At 59.5% G+C, this 21,231-nt stretch carries 17 protein-coding genes; 7 read left to right on the top strand and 10 right to left on the bottom strand.

Translation table 11 applies throughout. The features are described from left to right. Positions 1 to 522: 522 nt before the first annotated feature. On the top strand, positions 523 to 3,507 hold the full coding sequence (locus tag DW123_RS06000; protein WP_158564776.1) for a DEAD/DEAH box helicase family protein: 2,985 nt from the start codon (positions 523 to 525) through the stop codon (positions 3,505 to 3,507). Between the two features lie 63 nt (positions 3,508 to 3,570). Here the strand turns inward: DW123_RS06000 and DW123_RS05995 are convergent, their stop codons facing one another. The 5 genes from DW123_RS05995 to DW123_RS05975 all read right to left on the bottom strand — a co-directional run bounded on the left by DW123_RS05995 (position 3,571) and on the right by DW123_RS05975 (position 7,571). Further along, positions 3,571 to 3,879 carry a type II toxin-antitoxin system YafQ family toxin gene (locus tag DW123_RS05995; protein ID WP_117734477.1) on the bottom strand — a complete coding sequence of 103 codons (309 nt, stop codon included), beginning with the start codon at positions 3,877 to 3,879 and terminating at the stop codon, positions 3,571 to 3,573. A 2-nt stretch (positions 3,880 to 3,881) separates the two neighbouring features. Beyond that, entirely contained in the window at positions 3,882 to 4,181 is a 300-nt protein-coding gene (locus DW123_RS05990) for a type II toxin-antitoxin system RelB/DinJ family antitoxin (protein ID WP_117734476.1), read from the bottom strand. A 114-nt stretch (positions 4,182 to 4,295) separates the two neighbouring features. Further along, complete coding sequence (locus DW123_RS05985; RefSeq protein WP_117734475.1) at positions 4,296 to 5,054, bottom strand: TIGR00730 family Rossman fold protein; 759 nt, start codon at positions 5,052 to 5,054, stop codon at positions 4,296 to 4,298. 198 nt (positions 5,055 to 5,252) lie between these two features. Next, entirely contained in the window at positions 5,253 to 6,392 is a 1,140-nt protein-coding gene (tgt, locus tag DW123_RS05980; protein ID WP_117742993.1) for a tRNA guanosine(34) transglycosylase Tgt, read from the bottom strand. 378 nt (positions 6,393 to 6,770) lie between these two features. Next, positions 6,771 to 7,571, bottom strand: coding sequence for an SDR family NAD(P)-dependent oxidoreductase (locus tag DW123_RS05975; RefSeq protein ID WP_035137314.1), 801 nt, complete (start codon positions 7,569 to 7,571; stop codon positions 6,771 to 6,773). A 294-nt stretch (positions 7,572 to 7,865) separates the two neighbouring features. On the opposite strand from DW123_RS05975, the gene DW123_RS05970 reads away from it, so the two are divergent. Continuing rightward, entirely contained in the window at positions 7,866 to 9,641 is a 1,776-nt protein-coding gene (locus tag DW123_RS05970) for a hypothetical protein (RefSeq protein ID WP_118273159.1), read from the top strand. Between the two features lie 124 nt (positions 9,642 to 9,765). Here DW123_RS05970 and queA read toward each other — a convergent pair whose 3' ends face one another. The 3 genes from queA to DW123_RS05955 form a co-directional block, all read right to left on the bottom strand. After that, positions 9,766 to 10,977, bottom strand: coding sequence for a tRNA preQ1(34) S-adenosylmethionine ribosyltransferase-isomerase QueA (gene queA, locus DW123_RS05965; protein ID WP_117742995.1), 1,212 nt, complete (start codon positions 10,975 to 10,977; stop codon positions 9,766 to 9,768). A gap of 73 nt (positions 10,978 to 11,050) precedes the next feature. Continuing rightward, entirely contained in the window at positions 11,051 to 11,623 is a 573-nt protein-coding gene (locus DW123_RS05960; protein ID WP_118273160.1) for an epoxyqueuosine reductase QueH, read from the bottom strand. 132 nt (positions 11,624 to 11,755) lie between these two features. Next, positions 11,756 to 12,325 carry a DUF3267 domain-containing protein gene (locus tag DW123_RS05955; RefSeq protein ID WP_117794545.1) on the bottom strand — a complete coding sequence of 190 codons (570 nt, stop codon included), beginning with the start codon at positions 12,323 to 12,325 and terminating at the stop codon, positions 11,756 to 11,758. Positions 12,326 to 12,455: 130 nt separating this feature from the next. Here DW123_RS05955 and DW123_RS05950 point away from each other — a divergent pair, with 130 nt between their 5' ends. Together DW123_RS05950 and DW123_RS05945 are read left to right on the top strand one after the other, a co-directional pair. Continuing rightward, positions 12,456 to 14,606 carry a class I tRNA ligase family protein gene (locus DW123_RS05950; RefSeq protein ID WP_118098906.1) on the top strand — a complete coding sequence of 717 codons (2,151 nt, stop codon included), beginning with the start codon at positions 12,456 to 12,458 and terminating at the stop codon, positions 14,604 to 14,606. Between the two features lie 148 nt (positions 14,607 to 14,754). After that, positions 14,755 to 15,858 (top strand): RsmB/NOP family class I SAM-dependent RNA methyltransferase, encoded by a 1,104-nt coding sequence (locus DW123_RS05945; protein ID WP_118273161.1) that lies wholly within the window; start codon positions 14,755 to 14,757, stop codon positions 15,856 to 15,858. A 24-nt stretch (positions 15,859 to 15,882) separates the two neighbouring features. On the opposite strand, the gene DW123_RS09595 is transcribed toward DW123_RS05945, so the two are convergent. Next, on the bottom strand, positions 15,883 to 16,053 hold the full coding sequence (locus DW123_RS09595; protein ID WP_158550195.1) for a hypothetical protein: 171 nt from the start codon (positions 16,051 to 16,053) through the stop codon (positions 15,883 to 15,885). 193 nt (positions 16,054 to 16,246) lie between these two features. Here DW123_RS09595 and DW123_RS05940 point away from each other — a divergent pair, with 193 nt between their 5' ends. Continuing rightward, entirely contained in the window at positions 16,247 to 17,338 is a 1,092-nt protein-coding gene (locus DW123_RS05940; RefSeq protein WP_117734467.1) for a hypothetical protein, read from the top strand. 80 nt (positions 17,339 to 17,418) lie between these two features. On the opposite strand, the gene DW123_RS05935 is transcribed toward DW123_RS05940, so the two are convergent. Then, positions 17,419 to 18,309 (bottom strand): DegV family protein, encoded by an 891-nt coding sequence (locus tag DW123_RS05935; RefSeq protein WP_118273162.1) that lies wholly within the window; start codon positions 18,307 to 18,309, stop codon positions 17,419 to 17,421. Between the two features lie 321 nt (positions 18,310 to 18,630). On the opposite strand from DW123_RS05935, the gene DW123_RS05930 reads away from it, so the two are divergent. Continuing rightward, positions 18,631 to 20,547: a fructose-1,6-bisphosphatase gene (locus tag DW123_RS05930; protein WP_117794548.1), complete on the top strand. Its 1,917-nt coding sequence runs from the start codon at positions 18,631 to 18,633 to the stop codon at positions 20,545 to 20,547. A 78-nt stretch (positions 20,548 to 20,625) separates the two neighbouring features. Beyond that, a complete protein-coding gene (locus DW123_RS05925; protein ID WP_118273163.1) occupies positions 20,626 to 21,021 on the top strand; it encodes a GtrA family protein in 396 nt (131 codons plus the stop codon). Positions 21,022 to 21,231 lie beyond the last annotated feature (210 nt).

The following is a 21,231-nucleotide window of genomic DNA, read 5'->3' as shown; positions in this document are numbered from 1 at the left end:
CCCATTACGCCGCAACTCAATTGCCGCACAACTGCCCAATTGAGCCATTGCAGGCGATCGATGCTTTATCCAACCCCCTTGCGATACCCCTTGGTCAAAAAATGGCAAATATGAGTACTGCTACAAATTTAGTAGCAGCGAAATCTGGCTGAATTTGCATCTCACCGCCAATTTCGAGCGCCATAATGCCCCAAATCGTCATGTTTAGAGGGTTGGTTATATTCGATTTCACTCGATTGGTCTTAAATACTTTACAGATGATATGATACTGTCGCAACAACAGTACTCATATTTGCCATTTTTTGCCCACCGGTCCTATTCGAAGGCAGTTCCCAGGATCTCCAGCTCGCCCCGCAGCCGCTAAAACCCACTCAATAACAGCTGCCACATATTTTAGCACCAGCCAAACACCACTCACGGAGCCGCACTCCACTATCACCGAACCAAAATCAGAATCGGATGCCCAAAAAACCAAAGTAACGTACTCTCATTTTAATGAACCCCAACAAGAACGGCATTTACATGAGCACCGTCACGCATCAATACGCCCTCATCGGGGACACGGTATTCCAATTCAAGGAAGCAGTCGTTCATGTATCTGAGCCGCACGGCCAAATCGTCATCTGCAGCAATGGCCCAGACATCCGTTACGCAACGCTCGAAGAATGGGAGAAAGCTGGCACATCTTTCGATAGACGGACGCAGGTCGAGGGTATCGTCACCAGTGCGAGTCCAGCGCGCGACAAACTCGAGCTCTTTCGCAATCTCTTTACTGGCCGCAAAGATGTTTACGCCCATGGGTACCGCAGAAAAGACGGGGGAATCGGCTATACGCCCGCTTGCGCAAACGAGTGGAAGTCAGGCATTTGTCCCAAAGCAAATCGTCAGAAATCCAAATGCGCTGAATGTGGCAACCGCGTCTTCCCCGAGTTGAGCGATACCGCGATCATCTCCCATTTCAAGGGCAGTGACGACAGACTCCGAGACGTCATAGGTCAATATGTTCTCGATAATGACAGCAACACAAAAGTCCTGGTCATCGACTTTGACGGAGCCGATTGGAAAGAAGCGACAAACGCCATTCGGCGTGTCGCAAAAAACCATGGAATCGATGCTGCGGTCGAGCGATCGAGATCAGGTAACGGCACACATGTCTGGTTTTTCTTCCTAGAGCTCACCAGCGCAAAGATCGCACGAGAATTTGGAAGCAGCCTTATCACCGAAGCAGCGGCGCTCAACAAGACAATCACCTTTGAAGCTTTTGACCGGATGCTGCCCGCGCAGTCCACCATTCCTGAGGGCGGCTTTGGAAATCTCATAGCACTGCCTTTTCAAGGAAAAGCGCAGCGAAAAGGGAACAGTGTATTTGTTGACGAGCAATTTGAGCCCTTTCCCGATCAATGGCTTTACCTTTCGCAAATTCAGCTGATTCCACATGCAACAGTGCAAAATCTGATTGAGAGCATCGACAATAAACCGCATGGAATATCTGCTGCAGTGGTGGGAAACACCGCCGCGCCACATTCTCAGAGGCCGCGAAAGCGGCTTCCGCTCACGCCGCAGGACTTCCCGTCATCGCTGTCCGTCACGCAGGCCGATATGCTCTATATCCCCGAAAAATCTCTGAGTCCCGCAGCTCAAATGGAAGTTCGCAGGCTTGCAACATTTGCCAACCCAGAATTCTTCCGCGCGCAATCTATGCATCAATCGGTATTCGGCAAACCGCGGTACATAGACCTCAGCGAACTTAGAGACAGCTGCGTCGCGATTCCCAGAGGCTGCAAGGCTCAGCTTGAGTGGCTGTTTCAAGAAGCCGGCGTTGCTGCCCACTATTCTGACAAGCGCAAGTCTGGCAATCCAATTGTGATGGCATTTAAAGGGACTCTTCGCCCTGAACAGCAAATTGCCGCCGAACAGATGCTCGGCTATGAAGACGGAATCATGTCTGCACCGACGGGTTTCGGCAAAACCGTCATCGGAGCCTATCTTATTGCTACCATCGGTCTTCCAACGCTCGTCATCGTTCCCAAGACTGCGCTCATTGCCCAATGGAAATCCCAGCTCGAACGGTTTATCGACATTACTGATAACAGAAAGCCAGTCCGAACCCCAAAAGGACGAATCAGTAAAAGGCAGCCGCCGCTCATTGGCCAAATCGGAGGAGGTAAAACCGCCATAAGCCATCTCATCGACATTGCTTCATTCCAGTCTCTGTCCAGCAAGGACCCCCAGACCGGAGAACCAATAGCCAAGGAGTTCGTTCGTGATTACGGCCTCGTCATCTGTGATGAATGTCACCATGCAGCCGCACCACAGCTTGAGCTTGTCCTCAAGTCCGCTCCAGCCAAATATGTATACGGCCTTTCTGCGACGCCCGAACGCTCGGACGGACTCACGCGAGCACTCTCAATGCTCTGCGGCCCGCTTCGCCATGTCATTGATCCAAAAACGCAAGCAATCCAACAGGGAATTCAGCGCGTTGTTAGGCCGCGTTTTACCGGAGTTCGACTACCCGCCTACAAACCAGGGGCGTCCTTTAATCAAGTTCTCGATCTCCTGTGTGCGCACACAGCGAGAAACGAAGCAATTGTCGACGATGCCCTCGATACCGCGTCAAACGGTCGACATTCGCTTGTGCTATCCAAAAGGAAAAAACATGCCGAAGAGCTATATAGGCTGCTTCAAAGCCGCGGACACGAACCCATACTCTTAACCGGAGAAATCGACGCCAAAGAAAGAAAGGCAATACTGAACAGCCTTCCCGGCTTCGAGCATGAGCATCGAATTATCATCGCAACCGAAGGCCTTCTGGGCGAGGGCTTCGACCTGTCTTACCTTGACACTCTGCTCATTGCCACACCGATATCTTGGGACGGCAGCATAACGCAGCAGGCAGGCAGACTACATAGAAGTCACGAGGGCAAGCAGCGGGTTGAGATATTCGACTATGTTGATTTGTCGATACCCATGCTCGCGCGTATGTACCAGAAGAGACTCAAGACCTATGCCAAGCTGGGGTATGAAGTCTTTGCAGCAAATGACAACAAACAGGCCGATCGAAACATCCTCGTTAGGTCGGCAACAGCCGTGGAGGCTTTAGCGGACGACATCGCAAGCGCAACGAAAAGCATTTTTATTGCCGCGCCCTACGCATCCGCCGCATGCCTCGCGAAGCTCGCCGCCGCGCTCACGAGCGCTATTGTCCGTGGGATTGCCCTTGAGATTTCAATTGCCTCGACTCCGCGCGATGACGTAAAAGCGATTTTTGCCGAGATGAACGTCGACTATTCCATCAAAGCCGAAGGGCGCCTGTGCGCGTCAGTAATTGACGAGGAAACCGTCTGGTACGGAGCTATTCCATTACTGGCTTTTCCTAAGAAAGAAGACTGCAGCATCCGTTTCAAAAGCAGCGAAGTTGCAGCCGAGCTTTTAAGCGAAATCCAGCGAAGAGGAGAACCGGAGGTCGCAGCCACGAACGGGACGTCCCCAGCTGTTGCGGTGGAATAGGAGCTGCCTTGCTCAATCGCTCGTGAATCAATTACTATTCCCTCGCGAATCATAAGCGAGCAATCAGCCGTGCGAACCCTGAAACAGTTCGTCATGCGAGCCCATTCTGACCAACCGGATCACAGGATTAGTCTTATGCGGCAAATAGAGAACGACCACGTCGACCAAGCCATCGGATAGATGGAAATCGATGTGACCGTTGTAGTTGCCGCCCGGGTTTGAAAGCTCGTGGGCACCATATTCCGCGGGAAGCGAGCCGTGAGCCGCAAGCTCTGCAACTGCCGCCTTAAACTCGGTTTTTAGCTGCGGATGGATGCGCATCGTCCGTTTGTAATCCGCCTTAAACTGAGCCTCGATTTCAATCTCAAACATCGCTAGCCCTCATCGAGGAATGATATAAGCTCATCAGCGTTATTGAATGACGGGCTGTCGTCTGGCAGAATCCCCAATTCATGAGCCTCGGCGATCACCATGGCACGCCTCGTCGCCTCGTTGGGCACCTCCGCCCTTCCTACAATCTCAAAAGGAATCTTTCGCTGATTTACAAGCTGCCGAACGGCAAGATTGAGATAGGAATTGAGGCTGAGGCCGACCGAATCCAAGAACTCGGTCGCCTGCTCCTTGAGCCCCTCTTCGATGCGAACCGTCGTAGGCTTAACCGTTGCAGTAGACATACGCGACCTCCTCGCCCTCGTCTTTTGCATCAGTATACCCAATATAAATGGCAACCTGACGTTAGAAAGCATCAGATTGCCATGCATATTCATGTCGCGGTGGGCACGATTGCTCTACATCAACCCGCTGAGCGCAATGTCGACGGCTTCGTTGAGGTCGTCGGTAATGTGTACTAGATCCGGATCGAGCGGACTGATCATACCGGCGTCCATCACCGGGCCGTTGAGCCAGTCGAACAGGCCCTGCCAGTACTCGCTGCCCACCAGCACGAGCGGCATGCGCTTGACCTTGTGCGTCTGCACCAGCGTAAGGACCTCGAACATCTCGTCGAGCGTACCAAAACCGCCGGGGAACACGATGGCGCCCGAGCTGTATTTGACGAACATGGTCTTGCGCACAAAGAAGTAACGGAAGTCCATGCCCAAGTTCACGTATTTGTTGAGCCCGTGCTCGTGCGGGAGCTCGATCCCCAAGCCGACCGATTTGCCGTTGGCGCTCGCCGCTCCCCTGTTGGCTGCCTCCATGATGCCGGGGCCGCCACCTGTGATGACCGCCACGCCACGTTGCGCGATCTTGCGCCCGACGGTACGCGCCGCTTTGTAGAGCGGATCGGTCTTGGGCGTGCGGGCGCTACCGAAGATGGTCACCGCAGGTCCGAGCTCGGCAAGCGCGCCAAAGCCGTCGACAAACTCGGCCTGAATGCGCAGTACACGCCACGGATCGGCATGCAGCCAGTCGGTCGACTCCTCGGGTGCCAGCAGGTTGGCGTAGGTGTTGTCCTTAGGAATCATGGGGCCGCGCATGACCACGGGACCGCGTCGGTACGTCTCGTCGTAGGCAGGCTCGCCCTCGACGTTCTCATTTTTAATCATGGGTACTCCTATCGAGAAAAAGAAAACGGGCGGGGTCGACGCCATGCGCCAAACACCCGCCCGAACATCAACCATTCGGTATGGTACCCACGATGCATCAAGTGCTTGCAAGCCATCGGTCAGCGGTCGCGCAGCCGATGCCAGCGAATGCAATGCCCGCCGCCGGCCGCGAACAGCTCGTAAGCGAGCCCGGAGCTCTTAGTAATCCACCGCCGCAGGGCTGTTCATCCAGTCGCTCACAAACGCACCGTAACGGCCCTCGATAATGGCCTGACGAGCCTGCTGCATAAGGTTGAGCAAGTAGTAGATGTTGTGCATCGAGAGCAAAATGCCGCCGAGCATCTCCTTTTGCGTGACCATGTGGCGGATGAGCGCACGGCTGTAGCCGCCCGTGCATACCGGGCAGGTGCAGGTGGGATCGATGGGGCCGTCGTCGTGCGCAAAGCGGGCATTGCGGAAGTTGAGGCGACCCTCGCTCGAAAACGCCGTGCCCATGCGGCCGGTACGCGTCGGCAGCACGCAGTCGAACATGTCGATGCCCACGCCCACGCCGCGCACGAGGGTGGTGGGGTTGCCGACGCCCATCAGGTAGCGCGGCTTGTGCTTAGGCATGTACTCGGAAGCCAGCGGCGCCAGCGTCTCGAACATGGTCTCGTGGTCCTCGCCCACCGAGTAGCCGCCGATGCCATAACCCGGAAAATCGCCGCACTCCTCCAGATGGCGCAGCGAGCGAAGGCGCAGGTCCAGGTGCATACCGCCCTGAACGATGCCAAAGAGCGCCTGGTCATCGCGGGTGTGAGCCTTATAGCAGCGCTCGGCCCACATGCTCGACAGCTCAACGGCGCGCTCAACGTAGGCGCGCGTGGCGGGATAGCCCGGGCACTGGTCGAGCTGCATGCAGATGTCGGAGCCAAGCTTCATGGCGATTTCCATGTTGTCCTCGGGCGTCCAGAACACGTGGCGGCCGTCGTAATCGTTGACGATAAAGCGCACGCCCTCGTCGGTGAGCTTGACGGCGTCGTTGTGACTAAAGACCTGGAAACCGCCCGAGTCGGTGAGGATGGGGCCGTGCCAGTTCATAAACTTGTGCAGCCCGCCCAGCTCGGCGATGGTGTCCTCGCCGGGACGCATGGACAGGTGATAGGTGTTGGCGAGCACGATCTGGGCGCCGAGCTGCTTGACGGTCTCGGTAGGGATACCCTTGACGTTTGCCTTGGTGCCTACGGGCATAAAGATCGGCGTCTCGATGTCGCCGTGCGGGGTGTGCAGCACGCCGGCACGCGCGTGCGTGGTCGGGTCCTCGGCGATCAGGTCGAATTTAAAAAGGCTCTGGTCCATAAACTGGAACTCCTTGGTTGCGGTTCATACGCAAACCATTATACGGGCAACCCGCAAGAAGCACCGACTCGACAGAAACTAGTGCAAAGGAAACCTGCCCCCTGCACCAATGCACCAGGATAAAAATGATCCGTTTTCCTCCGTCCCCAACGGATCATTTCCGACAGCGAAAACCCGCCAGATCGAGCAAGGTGCCTTCAAGCAAAATGGCGCCGCAGGTTGAGCATAAGTCAGCGAGCGGGCCGCATTTGAGGCAAGGTGACGTGAAACGAAAGGGCGCTGACCTTCTGGTCGCGCCCTTGAAGTTGAACGTCAGATTGTCCAAATGCGGCCCGCGCAGCGTCGAGCTGTTACGCAGTTTGGTAAAACCGCGTAACCCTACGGCCGCTGGCCCATGCCGCCCTCGAGGGTGACAGTCTCGCCGTTCATGTACTTAAAGTCGGGGCCGCAGAGCTGAACGACCACGCGGCCGATCTCCTTCTCGACGTCGCCGTAGTGGCCCGCCGGCGGCATGTGGACGTTGGCCTTGAACGCCTCGGGATAGGCATCCTGGAAGTTCTCGAGCGCAGCAGTCCAAGCAAGCGGGCACACGATGTTGACGTTGATGCCGTCGGGACCCCACTCGTTGGCGGCGACGCGGGTCAGGCCGCGGATGCCCTCCTTGGCGGCAGCATAGCTGCACTGGCCATAGTTGCCAAACAGGCCGGCGCCCGAGGCAAAGTTGACCACGGAGCCCTTGGTCTCCTTCAGGTGCGGATAGGCCTTCTGCATGTACAGGTAGGTGGCATACAGGCCAGAGTAAATGGCCAGGTTGAACTGGTCCATAGTGTGGTCGGCGATGGTCACACCCGAAGCGCTGGCCTGAGCGTTGTTGACGACGGCGTCGATGCGACCGAACTCCTCAATCGCCTTGTCGATAACGTTCTGCACGACGGCCTCGTTGTCCTGACCAGCCGAGACATCGGCCTGAACAGGCAGCACCTTGACGCCGTACTCCGCCTCGAGGGACTCCTTGGCGGCCTCGAGCTTGGCAACGTTGCGGCCGGTAATGACGAGGTTTGCGCCCTCCTTGGCAAATGCGATATCGATGCCGTAGCCGATGGAGCCAGCGGAGCCGTCCTTAAGCGTGGCCTTGCCGCCGCCGGTGACGATTACGGTCTTACCAGTGAAAAGTCCCATATAAAGTCCTTTCAAATCGCGGCGGACACGCCCGCCGACTGCGCGCATCCAAATTCACGCGCCAAAAGCTGGAATGTAACTTTAGCGTGTTCAAGCGAAAATAAAAGACCGCGGTAGGCGAACGGCACCACGTCGTTCGGCGAAGGGATTGTCAAGTAAAAACTGGATAAAGCGGCCGAGTTATTGTTATCAGATCGAGCCATCGAACACGTTTTGAAACTTTGCTGCGGCGCGTGGGATGTCGGCGCGAAACTTTATCATAGGGTGACAAACAACGATGAGGAGCACGTGCCTATGACAGACGAGCTGGACCCCCAGACTCAACAGCATATTGATGATTCAGCAGGCGCCGTCGACGACTGCGATACTCCTACCTGCGTCGACGCCTCCACCGATGCGCACGCCGGTGCAGATGCGCACGCCGGTGCGGATAAGGCAACAGACACAGACGATACTGTTGAGCATGACGAAAGCGAGCAGCCGAAGCTGAGCCATGCCGAACCTGACACGGAACCCGCACCACAGGCGGCGGGCCCCATCGAGGTGTCTTCGGAAGAAGAGCTCGATGCCGTCATGGACTCCATGATGGATGCTGTCAAAGCGATGAAAGACGCCGTCGCCGATGCCGACGTGGACGCCGAGGAAGAGGAGGCCGCCGAGGCGGCCTCGACCTTCGTGCCCGGCGAGACTCCGGTCGCCGACCAGGGCAGCACCATGCCCTCGTTTCTGCAGCTCGAGCACCCCACGATTGGCGCCGACGCGGTCGATCCGCACGCAGCAGGCTTTTCTGTGGTCGAGGGCGGTACCGGCAATATCGCCGCGCCGCAGGCTGCCGATGCGGATGCTGCCGACACCGCTCGCCCGACCGCCCCGCATTCCCCCGCCGCGAGCCGCGATCTGGGGACCGCTGTCTCGAACACTGCGAACGCCGTGGGCACCTTTATCGCCCAGGGCGCCTCGGCCATGCGTGAGATGAACGCCGCGAAAAAGGCACTTTCCGACGCCCGCGCCCACTTGGCCGAACTTGAGCAGCGCATTGCCGATCAGGCCGAGGAACTCGAGACGCGCCAGGATATCGCAGGCCGCTACGACCAGATCGTCGCCGACCAGCGCCAGGCGATTGCCACGGCCCAAAAGACTGCAGCGGCCGCTGAGATTGACCGTGATGCCCACGCCGCCAAGGCGACAGAGCTCAAGGGCCAGCTCGAACAAATGAAGACAGAGGATGACGCGACTGAACTCCGCTTGAAGGCCGCGCTCGACGCCGTGGAGGCCCGCGAGGCGAGCTCGCGCGAGACCGGCAACCGCCTCGTTCGACGTCTTGAGGATTCCAAGCGCATCCGCGACAAGGTGAAGACCGAGCGAGACGCCGGCATTGCGGCCGCACAACAAACCGTCGACGCCACGCGCGCCCAGCTCGAGACGCTGCGTCATGAGTATGCCGAGCTGCAACGCAATCCCTCGGCAAATCCCGCCAACTATACGGTACGCACCAGCGAGCTCTCGATGCAGATCTCCGACACGGCAGATGCCCTGCGTAAAGCCGAAGAAGATGTCCCGCGCATCACCGCCGACCTTGAGCACTCGCTTGCCGCAGCCGAGCAGGCCGTCGAGCAGGCTCAAGCCCCTATCGCCGACGCAAAGCGCGCGCACCAAGCCGTGACGACCGAAGCCGATGCCGCGCGCGACGAGCTGCAGACGGCGAAAACGGCCGCCGCGACTCGTCAGCGCGAGCTGCGCGAGAAGATCACTGCCGAGGACAAGGCACGCCGTGACCAGGAGCAGACCATCGCCAATGCCCAAGCAGATGCCGCACATGCGCAGTCGATCATCGAACAGGCGACCGAGGTGCACGACCACCCAGAGATCACTGAGTCGCTTGCAGGATCCTTGGCCCGAGACAAAGCCGAGCATGCCGAGACCGAGCGAGAAGTCGCCCAGCTCGAGGCCGCCGAGGACGCGGTGCGCGAGCGTACCCGCGACTCCCGCATCAAATTCACCGGCGCCATTGTCTGCATCGTCGCCGCAATCCTGGTAATCATCCTAGTCTGGCTGTTCGCAAGCAAGTAGTCTTTGGGGACGTTCTTAAACGACCAGTCAAACAAGAACGTCCATTGAGTGCCACATTGACAGCCAAGGCAAGGCCGATGCTTTGGCAGCGTCAGGTGGTTACGCGGTTCGTAGAACCGCGTAACTAACAAATGAGCATCGCGTCGCCAAAGCTGAAGAAGCGGTAACGCTCCTCGATGGCGGCGGCGTAGGCATCCATGATCTGGTCGCGGGAGGCAAGCGCGCTCACGAGCATCATGAGCGTAGAGCGCGGCACGTGAAAGTTCGTGATCAGCGCGTCGACCACGTGATAGGTCGAGCCGGGCATGAGGTAGAGCTGTGTCGTCGCATTCTCGCGCACCACGATGTCACCGCGGCCGAGCGTGTCGGCGCCGTCCTCGCGGCCTTCAAAATAGCGCGCCGTCACAGCCGGATCGAACACCGGGGCATCCGCATCAAAGGCGCTTTCGAGCGAACGCACTGCGGTGGTGCCGACGGCAATCACACGATGACCCTCGGCCTTGGCCTTGTGCACGGCGTCGACAACCTCCTGCGACACGTGGTAGCGCTCGGTGTGCATGACGTGCTGCGTGGGGTCGTCCTCCTCCACCAGACGGAAGGTATCGATGCCCACCTCGAGCTCGACAGCGGCGAACTTCGCACCCTTGGCCTCGATAGCAGCCATGAGCTCGGGGGTAAAGTGCAGGCCCGCCGTGGGGGCGGCAGCCGAGTGCTCCTCCTTCATGGCATAGACGGTCTGGTACTTCTCGGGATCGCCCTCGTAATCGGTAATGTAGGGCGGCAGCGGCACGTGGCCGGCAGCATGGATGGCCTCGTCGAGCGTGCGCGGGTCGCCGGCGGCATTGCAACCGGCCGGCTCAAATCGCACCAGGCGTCCGCCGCGGCTATCGGTAACAAAGTCGACGACCTCGGCCGTCAGCACCACGGGAGCCCCCTCGGGCGCATGGGCGCCACCGGCACGATACTCAATCTGAGCGCCGGGCTTCAGACGCTTGCCAGGCTTAACCAGGCACTCCCACACGTGACCCAGTGGATCCACGTCCTCGCGGCGCTTAAGCAGCAGCGTCTCCACCACGCCGCCCGAGCCCGCCTTGCGACCGATCAGACGGGCCGGCATCACGCGCGTCTGATTGATGACGAGTACGTCGCCCGGCTCGATATAGTCGATGATGTCACGGAAGATACGGTGCTCAACGGTACCGCCGTGCTCCAGCGGCGTTCCCGCCTCAGATCCCTTGCGATTCACCACCAGCAGGCGGCAGGAGTCACGCGGCTCGGCAGGAGCCTGGGCGATGAGCTCTTCGGGCAGGTTATAGTCAAAATCATCAGTACGCATAGACACGTCGGATTCTCCTTATATAGCTAAAGTCCGCTCTACATCCTAGCAGGCTGCCAGCTCAAAAGAACTACTATTTGGAAGCTTTGCGCTCGTCACGGATGCGGGCGCGGTCCATGGCCGCCTCGACGGCCGAAAAGCGGCAGCCACAGTAGTTCTGCCGATACATGCCCAGCTCGCGCGAACGACGCGTGGCCTCGGGATAATACGGGCGAAAATCGCGAATCACCGGCGTGAGCCCGCGGGCGGCAGCCAGGCGCTCGAGCACATCATTGCACGTTTCGAACAGCTGATAGGGCGAGACAGCGAGCGTCGTGCCTACATATTCAAACCCGCGCTCCTGAGCCACACGGCATGCCTCGGCCAGGCGCAGGGCATAGCACGTGCGACAGCGACGGGGCCGATCGGCGCCCAGCGGGGCCACGCCGGCCTCCCAGCGCTCACGGTCCTCTCCGGCCTCGATAAGCTCGATGTCGCCGCCGGCACACCACCGGCGCAGCTCGTCCAGACGCCGCCGCCATTCATCGTGCGGCTGAATATTGGGGTTAGTCCAGCAGATCGTGGGCTCAAACCCCTCCTCGCGCAGCAGGCGAACCGGCTCAAGCGAGCACGGCGCGCAGCAAGCATGCAGCAACAACGGCTTCATGGACATCTCCTCCCAATCTTTGCCCAGGGTAGTCTTTTTGGGACGGGTCAATTTTGACTACTTTTGATGTAAAGCAGTTCCAAATATCTGTATCAACAGGAAAGTAGTCAAAATAGCCCCGTCCCAAAAAGACTACTTTGCGAAAAAGCGCACGCCAAAGGACGTGTCCTCGCAGGCGACAATACGGCGGTCGCGCAAAATGGTCCACACGTAATACCAATCGCCCACACAGCCCGACAAATGCAGGCCAGCCGCCAGGTAGCACAGCAGCGGATAGCCCGAAAATGCAAACCCCAAGGCAAACGCCGCCGTCAGGATCACCGTGGGCGCCAGGCAAATGGCAATGTAGCGCCGGCGCGAATACACAACGCCCTCGGCACAGGCGTAGATCATCGCCGTCTCGCGATTCGCCCCAAAGGTCACATGCGCGCCCGCAGGCGCCAACAGCTTAAAAAACGCGGCGTGTAACAGCTCGTGCACGGCAAATGCCGCCGCCGAAACCGCGATCACACCGACCATCCAGCCCACAACCGCCATCCAGCCGCCCGCTTCGGCCGCATCCAAGTCCGCAGGCCCGCCCAGCAGCATAAACACCGGCACCAGGCACACGGCAAATACGCCAAGCACGGCCATCCCCCACACGAAGCAGGCGTGCAGAAAATCCTCGTCCTCAAACGCATGTATGTTGGAAATCTCATTCATAGCATCTTAGGATAGCGCCCCTGCCACGCACCCACCCGCATGTGCGATAATGTCGAACGATATGCACGAATTGACCACCGCGCCGCCAGGCCTTGCGCCGGCCGCGCTTTCACCTATGCGAAGGAGTCCCATGGCATCTAAATACTCCATGAACGACCGTCCCAGCTGGCCGCGCCGCGCCATCGTTACCGCTGGCGAGCCCTACGGCAACAAGGGCCTGCACTTTGGCCACGTCGGCGGCGTCTTTGTCCCGGCCGACTTCTTCGCCCGCTTCCTGCGCGACCGCCTGGGCCGCGAGAACGTCATCTTCACCTCGGGCACCGACTGCTACGGCTCGCCCATCATGGAGAGCTACCGCAAGCTCAAGGAGAACGAGGGCTTCGACAAGTCCATCGGCGAGTATGTCGAGTCCAATCACTCCCGCCAGGCCGCGACCCTCAACAACTACAACATCAGCTGCGATATCTACGGCGGTTCGGGTCTTGAGCCGGCCGTGCAGATTCACAACGAGGTGACCGCCGAGATTATCGAGCGCCTGCACGAGCAGGGCACCATCTCCAAGCGCTCCACGCTGCAGTTCTACGATGCCAAGGCCGGCACGTTCCTCAACGGCCGCCAGGTTATCGGCCGCTGCCCCATCCAGGGCTGCAAGTCCGAGAAGGCCTATGCTGACGAGTGCGATCTGGGCCACCAGTTTGAGCCCGAGGAGCTCATCGCGCCCAAGAGCCAGCTCACCGGCGAGGTGCCCGAGTTGCGCCCGGTCGACAACCTCTACTTTGACCTGCCGGCCTACCTCGACTTTATGAAGACCTATACCGCCAAGCTCGCCCAGAACCCGCAGGTTCGCTCCGTGGTCTCCAAGACCATGGAGGAATGGCTGCTGCCGGCTCAGCTCTACATCCAGAACAAGTTCCGCGAGGCCTTCGATGCCGTCGAGGATCAGCTTCCTGAGCACACCGTCCTGGAGCCCGAGGGCAACAAGAGCAGCTTTACCGTCACCTTCCCCAGCTGGAAGGAGCGCGACGATGCCCACGCAGTGCTCGCCAACGGCGGCGTGCGCTTCCGCAGCGGCAAGGCGCTCGTGCCCTTCCGCATCACCGGCAACATCGACTGGGGCGTTCCGGTGCCCGAGGTCGACGGCGTGACCGACGTCACCTGCTGGTGCTGGCCCGAAAGCCTGTGGGCGCCCATCAGCTACACCCGTACCATACTCGCCCGCGACGCCCGCGCCGCCGGCGTGACCGAGGGTGTCGCCGCCCAGGACGCCGCCCTCATGGGCGAGCCAGCCGCCGATTCCACGCAGGTCCCCGTGCCCACCTACCAGCACAGCTCGCTCGACTGGCGCGACTGGTGGTGCTCTGACGACGCTCAGATCTACCAGTTTATCGGTCAGGACAACATCTATTTCTACTGCATCGCGCAGACCGCCATGTGGGAGGCCCTGGGTTGGGACCTCACGCAGAGCACCGTCAGCGCATGCTACCACCTGCTCTACATGGGCAAAAAGGCCAGCTCGTCCTCGCAGACGCCTCCCCCACCGGCAGACGACCTGCTCAACCACTACACCTGCGAGCAGATGCGTGCGCACTGGCTGTCGCTCGGCCTTTCCGAGAAGCCGGTGAGCTTTAGCCCCAAGGCATATGACACGCGCGTGACCGGCAAGGACAAGGACGGCAACGAGGTGCGCGCCTGCGACGACAAGCGCGTTATCGACCCGGCCCTTAAGGAGAGCGCGCTGCTGACCGGCGTGTTCAACCGCCTGGCCCGCAGCTGCTTCTACGGCGTTGCCGTCAAGGAAGGCGACGAGAGCCCCTATCGCAACGGCTGCATTCCTGCCGGCGCGGCCTCTGCCGCCGTGGTCGAGGCTGCCGAGCAGGCCGCCCTTGCCTTTGAGCAGGCCATGTACAAGTTCGAGACGCACCGCGCGCTCGCCGTGTGCGACGACTACCTGCGTGCCGCCAACAAGCGCTGGAGCGACGCCTCCAAGGCCGCCAACAAGCTCGAGGGCGCCGAGACCAACGCCGCCATGACGCAGGCCCTCATCGACGCCTTTACCGAGCTACGCGTGGCGACCGTCCTCATGCACGGCATTGTGCCGGCCGGCTGCGAGCTCATCTGCGAGTACTTCGACGTCGACCCGGTCGCCTTCTTCAGCTGGGATAACATCTTTGCCTCCACGGACGAGCTTGTGGAGAGCCTGGGCGAGAAGCCCGGCGAGCACCGCGTGAAGCCGCTGCCCCCGCGCTTCGACTTCTTTAGCAAGCACGAGAGCCAGTACTAGACAACCAGTAGGGCACTGTAGTCAATTTGGGACGGGGCTTTTAGCTACCCGTCCCATCCTTGGCTGCAGCGCTTGCCAAAACAGACGGGGTAGCTAAAAAAGCCCCGTCCCAAATTGACTACTTGAGTGGAACAGGAAGGAAAGACGGATGTCCAAGCCGCGTCGTCGTAAGCAGAAAAAGCAGGTTAAGCCCGAGCTCAAGCTCAGGCAGTTTGCCGCTACCGAGCTTTCCGACCAGCTTGCCGCCCAACCCTCCGCCGCCGATCTGCCGCGCTTTATGGTCGACACGGTTGCCGGCGCCTATGCGCCCACCGATGCCGAGCTTATGATCGAGGGCTTCGGCGCCGCGGCCACACGCCCCGTCACGCTGCGCGCCAACACGCTCAAGGCATCCGCCGAAGACATTGCCGCGGCACTCGACGCCGCCGGCATCGTCCATCGCACCGTCGCATGGTACCCAGACGCTTTCATCCTGCCCGAGGCCCAGGTTTCCGACCTGTGGGGCCTCGACATCTATCGCGACGGCAAGATCTACCTGCAGAGCCTGTCGTCCATGATGCCGCCGCTCGTGCTGGGCGCCCAGGCCGGCGAGGACATCCTGGACATGTGTGCGGCCCCCGGCGGCAAGACGACGCAGATCGCCGCCCTCACCCAGGGACAGGCACACCTCACCGCCTGCGAGATGAGTATTCCCCGCGCCGAAAAGCTCGAGGCAAATTTGGGTCGCCAGGGCGCGAAAAACGTGCCTGTCATGCGCATTGACGCGCGCGAGCTTGACGAGTTCTTCCGCTTTGACCGTATCCTGCTCGACGCCCCCTGCACCGGCACGGGCACCGTTATCAGCGACAACGAAAAGAGCCTACGCGGCCTCACCGAGCAGCTGCTGAGCAAGTGCGCCCGCTCGCAGCGCGCGCTTCTGGACCGCGCCATGGGAGCCCTCAAACCGGGCGGCACGCTCGTCTATTCGACTTGTTCGATCTTGCCGCAGGAAAACGAGGACGCCCTGCAAGAGGCCCTCGACAAGCATATGGACTGCGAGCTCATCCCCCTCGACGGCACGCCAAGCGAAAGTGAGGCACGCCGCGCCCAGGAAGCTGGTGAGGAGCCACGTATCGAGAGCAACGCCCTCACCGAGGCCATCGCCGCCGGCCATGTCTCGTCCGTCGCCAACGGTATGCCCGGCACGCTCACCATTCCGCCTAGCCGCGACTTTGAGGGCTTCTACATTGCCCTGATCCGAAAACGCAGCTAGCGCACGGATCCAAAACTCAACAAGCTATCTCCGTGCGCGTTTGCCCCGCTGGTCGCGATGCTGTTTAAGCATCGCGCGCTCCTTGCGTTCGGCCCTTTTACCCTTAATGGCCGTGACCACAAAGTAGATGACCGCGGCGGCAACGATTGCGCCCACACACAGGCCAATCGAGCCCAACATTGCCGAGAATTCCATACCGCGTCACCTTTCTTTTGCATACGGGACTTTCAAGATAGCACCTCGATTCCCGCCACCACAGCTCCTTCACGTTCGCCGGCTCTTCGGTCTAACGGATGACGCGGCGGGGAAAAATCAACTCGTCAAACGATTTAGCAAGCACAACGCTGCCGGCACCCTGCCGGCCGTCATCACATAGAATCGAGCCTCCATGGATACCCTCAACGATCTAAACGAACGCGTCGATGCCTTCGTCGGCACCAGCTCCTTCGACACGCCCACCGCGACAAACGACCAAGCCCCCATCGATGTTCCCGCCGAGGTTCACGAGGACATCGTCGCCTCGGTCGATTTTTCCGAGGTTGAGCTTGCGGACGAATTTACCGAGCCCCAGGTAGCCGTAACCCCCAATGGCCTTTTGCCCATGGAGCCGCTGCCCATCGACGGGCGTCTGCGCAAGGCGGCCCTCCGCATGCCCGATGAGATCGAGGAGGCCAGCGGCTTTACGCTCTTTGGCCGCCGCATCAAATCGCTCATCTACACCACCGACGTGGCGGTCATCCGCAACTCCAATGCCGATGCCGTCTTTGCCGTCTACCCCTTCACGCCGCAGCCCGCCATTACGCAGGCGCTGCTGACAGTTGCCGAGTGCCCGGTCTTTGTGGGCGTTGGCGGCGGCACGACCACCGGCAAGCGCTCCGTGCAGATGGCAGCCGTCTCCGAGATGCAGGGCGCGGCGGGCTGCGTGGTCAACTCCCCCGCCACCGCCGAGATGGTCGAGCACATCACCAACATCGCCGACATCCCCGTCATCGCCACGGTCGTTCGTTGCGACGACGATGCTCACGCCAAAGTGCGCGCCGGCGCCAAGATCCTCAACATCGCAGCCGGTAAGAACACGCCGCAGGTCCTGCGCGAGCTGCGCGAGCACTATCCCAACCTGCCGCTCATCGCGCCGGGCGGCAAGACGCCCGAAAGCATTCGCGAGACCATCGCCGCCGGCGCCAACGCCATCATCTGGACGCCGCCTTCGGCACAACAGCTACAGACCGACATGATGCAGCGTTATCGCAAGATGAAGGAAGACGCCACGCCCGTTATTTCGCGCGAAAATGTACCCATTATTGATCAGGTCGCCGCCGCCGAGGTCAGTCAGGTCGAGAATATGAATCCCGACGTGCCAATTCCCGACGAGGTCATCGAGCGCGTCGCCTCGATCCACGAGCGTGTTGAGGAACGTCGCGCCAACCGCGGCCTCAAGCCTTCACTACACGGCTTTTTCTTCCGCGGAAAGAAACGCTAGCAAAACAACTTGGCCCGCCCCACAAACGTGAGGCGGGCCGTTTTCGTTTGAGCAATCATGCGGCGACGTGATGGGGCAAATTAATCCACGCGCTTGTCGCCCATAAAGAAGAGCGCCACCGTACCAGGCCCGGTGTGCGAACCAATCAGAGCACCGATATTGTTGATCTCAATCTTGCCTTTGAGCTGCGGAACCTGTTCCTCAATCAGCGCCGCAACTGCCTCGGCATCCTCTCGGCACGCCGAGTGCGACATGATGCACTTACCCGAATAGTCCGCACCGTCCTGCACGTGTGCCAACATGGTCTTAGCCATCTCGGAAATCGCGCGCTTCTTAGTGCGTATCTTTTCACGTGGCGACAGCCTACCTTCGCAATCGACCGTCATAAGTGGGCAAATCTTAAGCGCGGTGCCGATGATCGCGCTCGCAGCCGAAATGCGACCGCCGCGCAGGTAGCTCGACAGATCGGTCGAGAAGAACCAGTGGTGCAGGTTGAGCTTGTGCTCCTCGATCCAGGCAGCCGTCTCATCGAGTGAAGCCCCGCTATCGCGCACGTCGGCGGCATATTCCAGCAACAGGCCAAAGCCCGAAGACGCCGCCAGCGAATCGATGACGCGCACCGTGCCGCCCTGAGGATAGCGATCCGCGAGCATCTGTGCCGCAACGCAGGCCGATCCATACGTGCCCGAAATACCCGACGACAACGTCAGGTGCAGCACGTCTTTACCCTCGGCAACAATCGGCTCCCAAAACTCCTCATACTCACCCACGCTCACCTGAGACGTCTTGGGCATGGCACCCGCGGCAATCTGGGCAAAAAACTCGTCCGGCGTAATCGACTGATACAGATCGTCCGTATAGACAACATCGTCGATCTCGTAATGAAAACACACGACAGGGATATTGCGCGACGCAAAGAACTCCCGAGTTCGGTCGGCGGCAGATTCACAGGTCAGGACAAAATCACTCATATGAGGCTCCTTACTCATTGCTGCGCAAATTATCGCACAGTGAGCCTACATACGGTACATATGTTCACTATTTACCAAATCGAACCAAAGATAGCGAACATCTTTACCACCATCGTCTCCACCGACCCCACGCATAAATATCTGAGAAAACACCCTCTGTCGTCTCCATCCAACCGCCATATCTACCTCAACTAAATCGATTTATCAAACCGTTCGGCCAACAATTCGGCCGCCTATCCCCAATCGAAACAAAAGCGGCGCATACTGATAAACGTTTGACGCTGTTTTATCAGTTTTACCAACCACATCGGAAGGTGCTTCATGGTCGCATTCGATCGCAATCCGCAAGACTTCAAGTATCTGCGCCTGCTGTCGAGACAGTTCCCCACCGAGCAATCCGCATTCACCGAGATCATCAACCTCTCGGCCATCCTCAACCTGCCCAAGGGCACCGAACATTTTATGAGCGATGTGCATGGCGAGTACGAAGCCTTTATGCACATCCTCAACAACTGCTCGGGCGTCGTGCGCGAGCATGTCGACGAGATCTTTGGCGACACGCTCTCCTTTGACGAAAAGGGCGAGCTGTGCACGCTCATCTACTATCCGCGCGAGAAGATCGATCTTGTCCGCGGCCGGCGCGAGGACTCGCCCACCTGGTACAAGACCATACTCGACCAACTCATTGTGGTTGCCCGCTCGCTTTCGAGCCGCTATACCCGCTCCAAGGTGCGTAAGGCCATCCCACGCGATTACGCCTACATCATCGACGAGTTGCTGCACACGCATCCGGATGAGAACAACTACCGCGTGCGTTATCACGAGCGCATTATCGAATCCATCTTGGAGACCGCCAGCGCCGACGACTTTATCGAGTCGCTCGCCTCACTCATCAAGCGCCTCGCCGTCGACCATCTGCACTTGGTGGGCGACATTTTCGACCGCGGTGGCGGCGCGGCCAAGATTATGGACCGCCTGCTCACCTATCATTCGCTCGACATTCAGTGGGGCAACCACGACCTGCTGTGGATGGGCGCCGCCGCCGGCGAGCCCGCCTGCATCGCCACGGTGCTGCGCAACAACCTGCGCTACGACAACTACGAGATTCTCGAGAACGACTACGGCATCTCGCTGCGTGAGCTTGTCGCCTTCGCCGACGCTACCTATACCTCCGGCGAGCCCATCAGCCCGCTGATCAAAGCCATCAACGTCCTGCTTTTTAAGCTCGAGGGCCAGATTATCCAGCGCCACCCCGAGTTCGACATGGCAGACCGTCTGCTGCTCGACAAGATCGACCACGACACCGGCACGGTCACGCTTGCCGACGGCAGCGTATGGCCGCTCACGACCAACGACTTCCCCACCGTCGATCCTGCGGACCCCTACACGCTTACGCCCGAGGAACAGCACATCATCGACAAACTCGTATCCGAGTTTGTCACCGCCGATCACCTGCATCGCCACATCGATTTCCTCTATACCCACGGCTCCCTGTATAAGGTCGCCAACGGGAATCTGCTGTTCCACGGCTGCGTACCGCTCAACGAAGACGGCACCTTTGGCAGCATGAACTGTCTGGGCACCTGGCACGCCGGCCGCGATTATTTTGATTTTTGCGACCATATCGCCCGCCGCGCCTGGCGCGTCGGCGACCGCGATGCCCTCGACTGGATGTGGTACCTGTGGATCGGCTTTAACTCGCCCGCCAGCGGACGCGTGGTGCGCACGTTCGAGCGCGCCTACATCGCCGACAAGAGCACGTGGGTCGAGCCGATGGACCCGTACTATACGCTCACCACGTCCTCGTCCGTTTGCGACGACATCATGCGCGAGTTTGGCGTCGCCCCCATGGCCTGCTCGCCGACGGGCCACATCATCAACGGCCACACCCCGGTCAAGACCACCAAGGGCGAGCAGCCCATCCGCGCCAACGGCAAGCTGCTGGTCATCGACGGCGGTTTCTGTCGCGCCTACCATCCCAAAACGGGCATCGCCGGCTATACGCTCATCTCGAGCTCGCGAGGATGCCGCCTCAAGTCGCACCAGGCCTTTACCACCGTTGCCGAAGCGCTCACCCGCAACATCGATATCGAAAGCGAGACCAACCGCTTTGACGAGGCCGACCGTCGCCGCATGGTGAGCGACACCGATACCGGCGCCAAGATCCGCAGCCAGATCCAGGACCTACGCCAACTGCTCGATGCATATAGAAACGGTGCTATCGAGAAGCGCGCCTAGCCCCGCTTGCGGGGATTGGCTAAACTTGCTGAGTTTGTCATCCCCGCGGCGCAGCGGCGCCACCCTAAGGCAGGTACCATGCAAAAGCTCCTTGCGCAGATCATGAAGTTTGGCGTCGTCGGCGTCATTGCCACCGTCATCGACTTTGGCATCATGAATCTGCTCCACTACGGTCTGGGCCTTAACATCCTGATCGCCAACACCAGCGGCTTTATCGTCTCGCTCATCTTTAACTACGTTGCGAGCATGAAGTACGTGTTTGCGCACAAGGAAGGCATGAGCCGCCGCCGCGAGTTCATCATCTTTGTCGTGCTGTCCGTGATCGGCCTGGCACTCAACGACGGTATCGTGCTGACACTCAACGCCGGTCTGGGGCTCGAGGCCAATATCGCCAAGATCTGCGCCACCGCGCTTGTCATGGTCTACAACTTTGTAACGCGCAAGATCTTCCTGGAGGGCGAGGAGACTAAGTAGCTCGACATCCTTGCGCTACGGGGCCCACGGACGGCGCTCGTCGAGCACGGCGTTGTCCGTGGGCCTTGCTCGTTTACGGGCAAATTTGTAACGCTCGCGGATTACCTCTTGAATATTTGGCGAGTTCGTATAGTTCTTGCCAAAGACCTTACGTTTCCCTTTCAAAAGCTCTAAAGTAACTCGTTGCTCGATTCATCAACGCATTGGATG

The organism is Collinsella sp. AM10-26, assembly GCF_003472525.1.
In the GTDB taxonomy this organism is placed as follows: Bacteria; Actinomycetota; Coriobacteriia; order Coriobacteriales; family Coriobacteriaceae; genus Collinsella.
The sequence above is the reverse complement of the archived record's forward strand: the minus strand, read 5'-3'. Positions and strand labels throughout refer to the sequence as shown.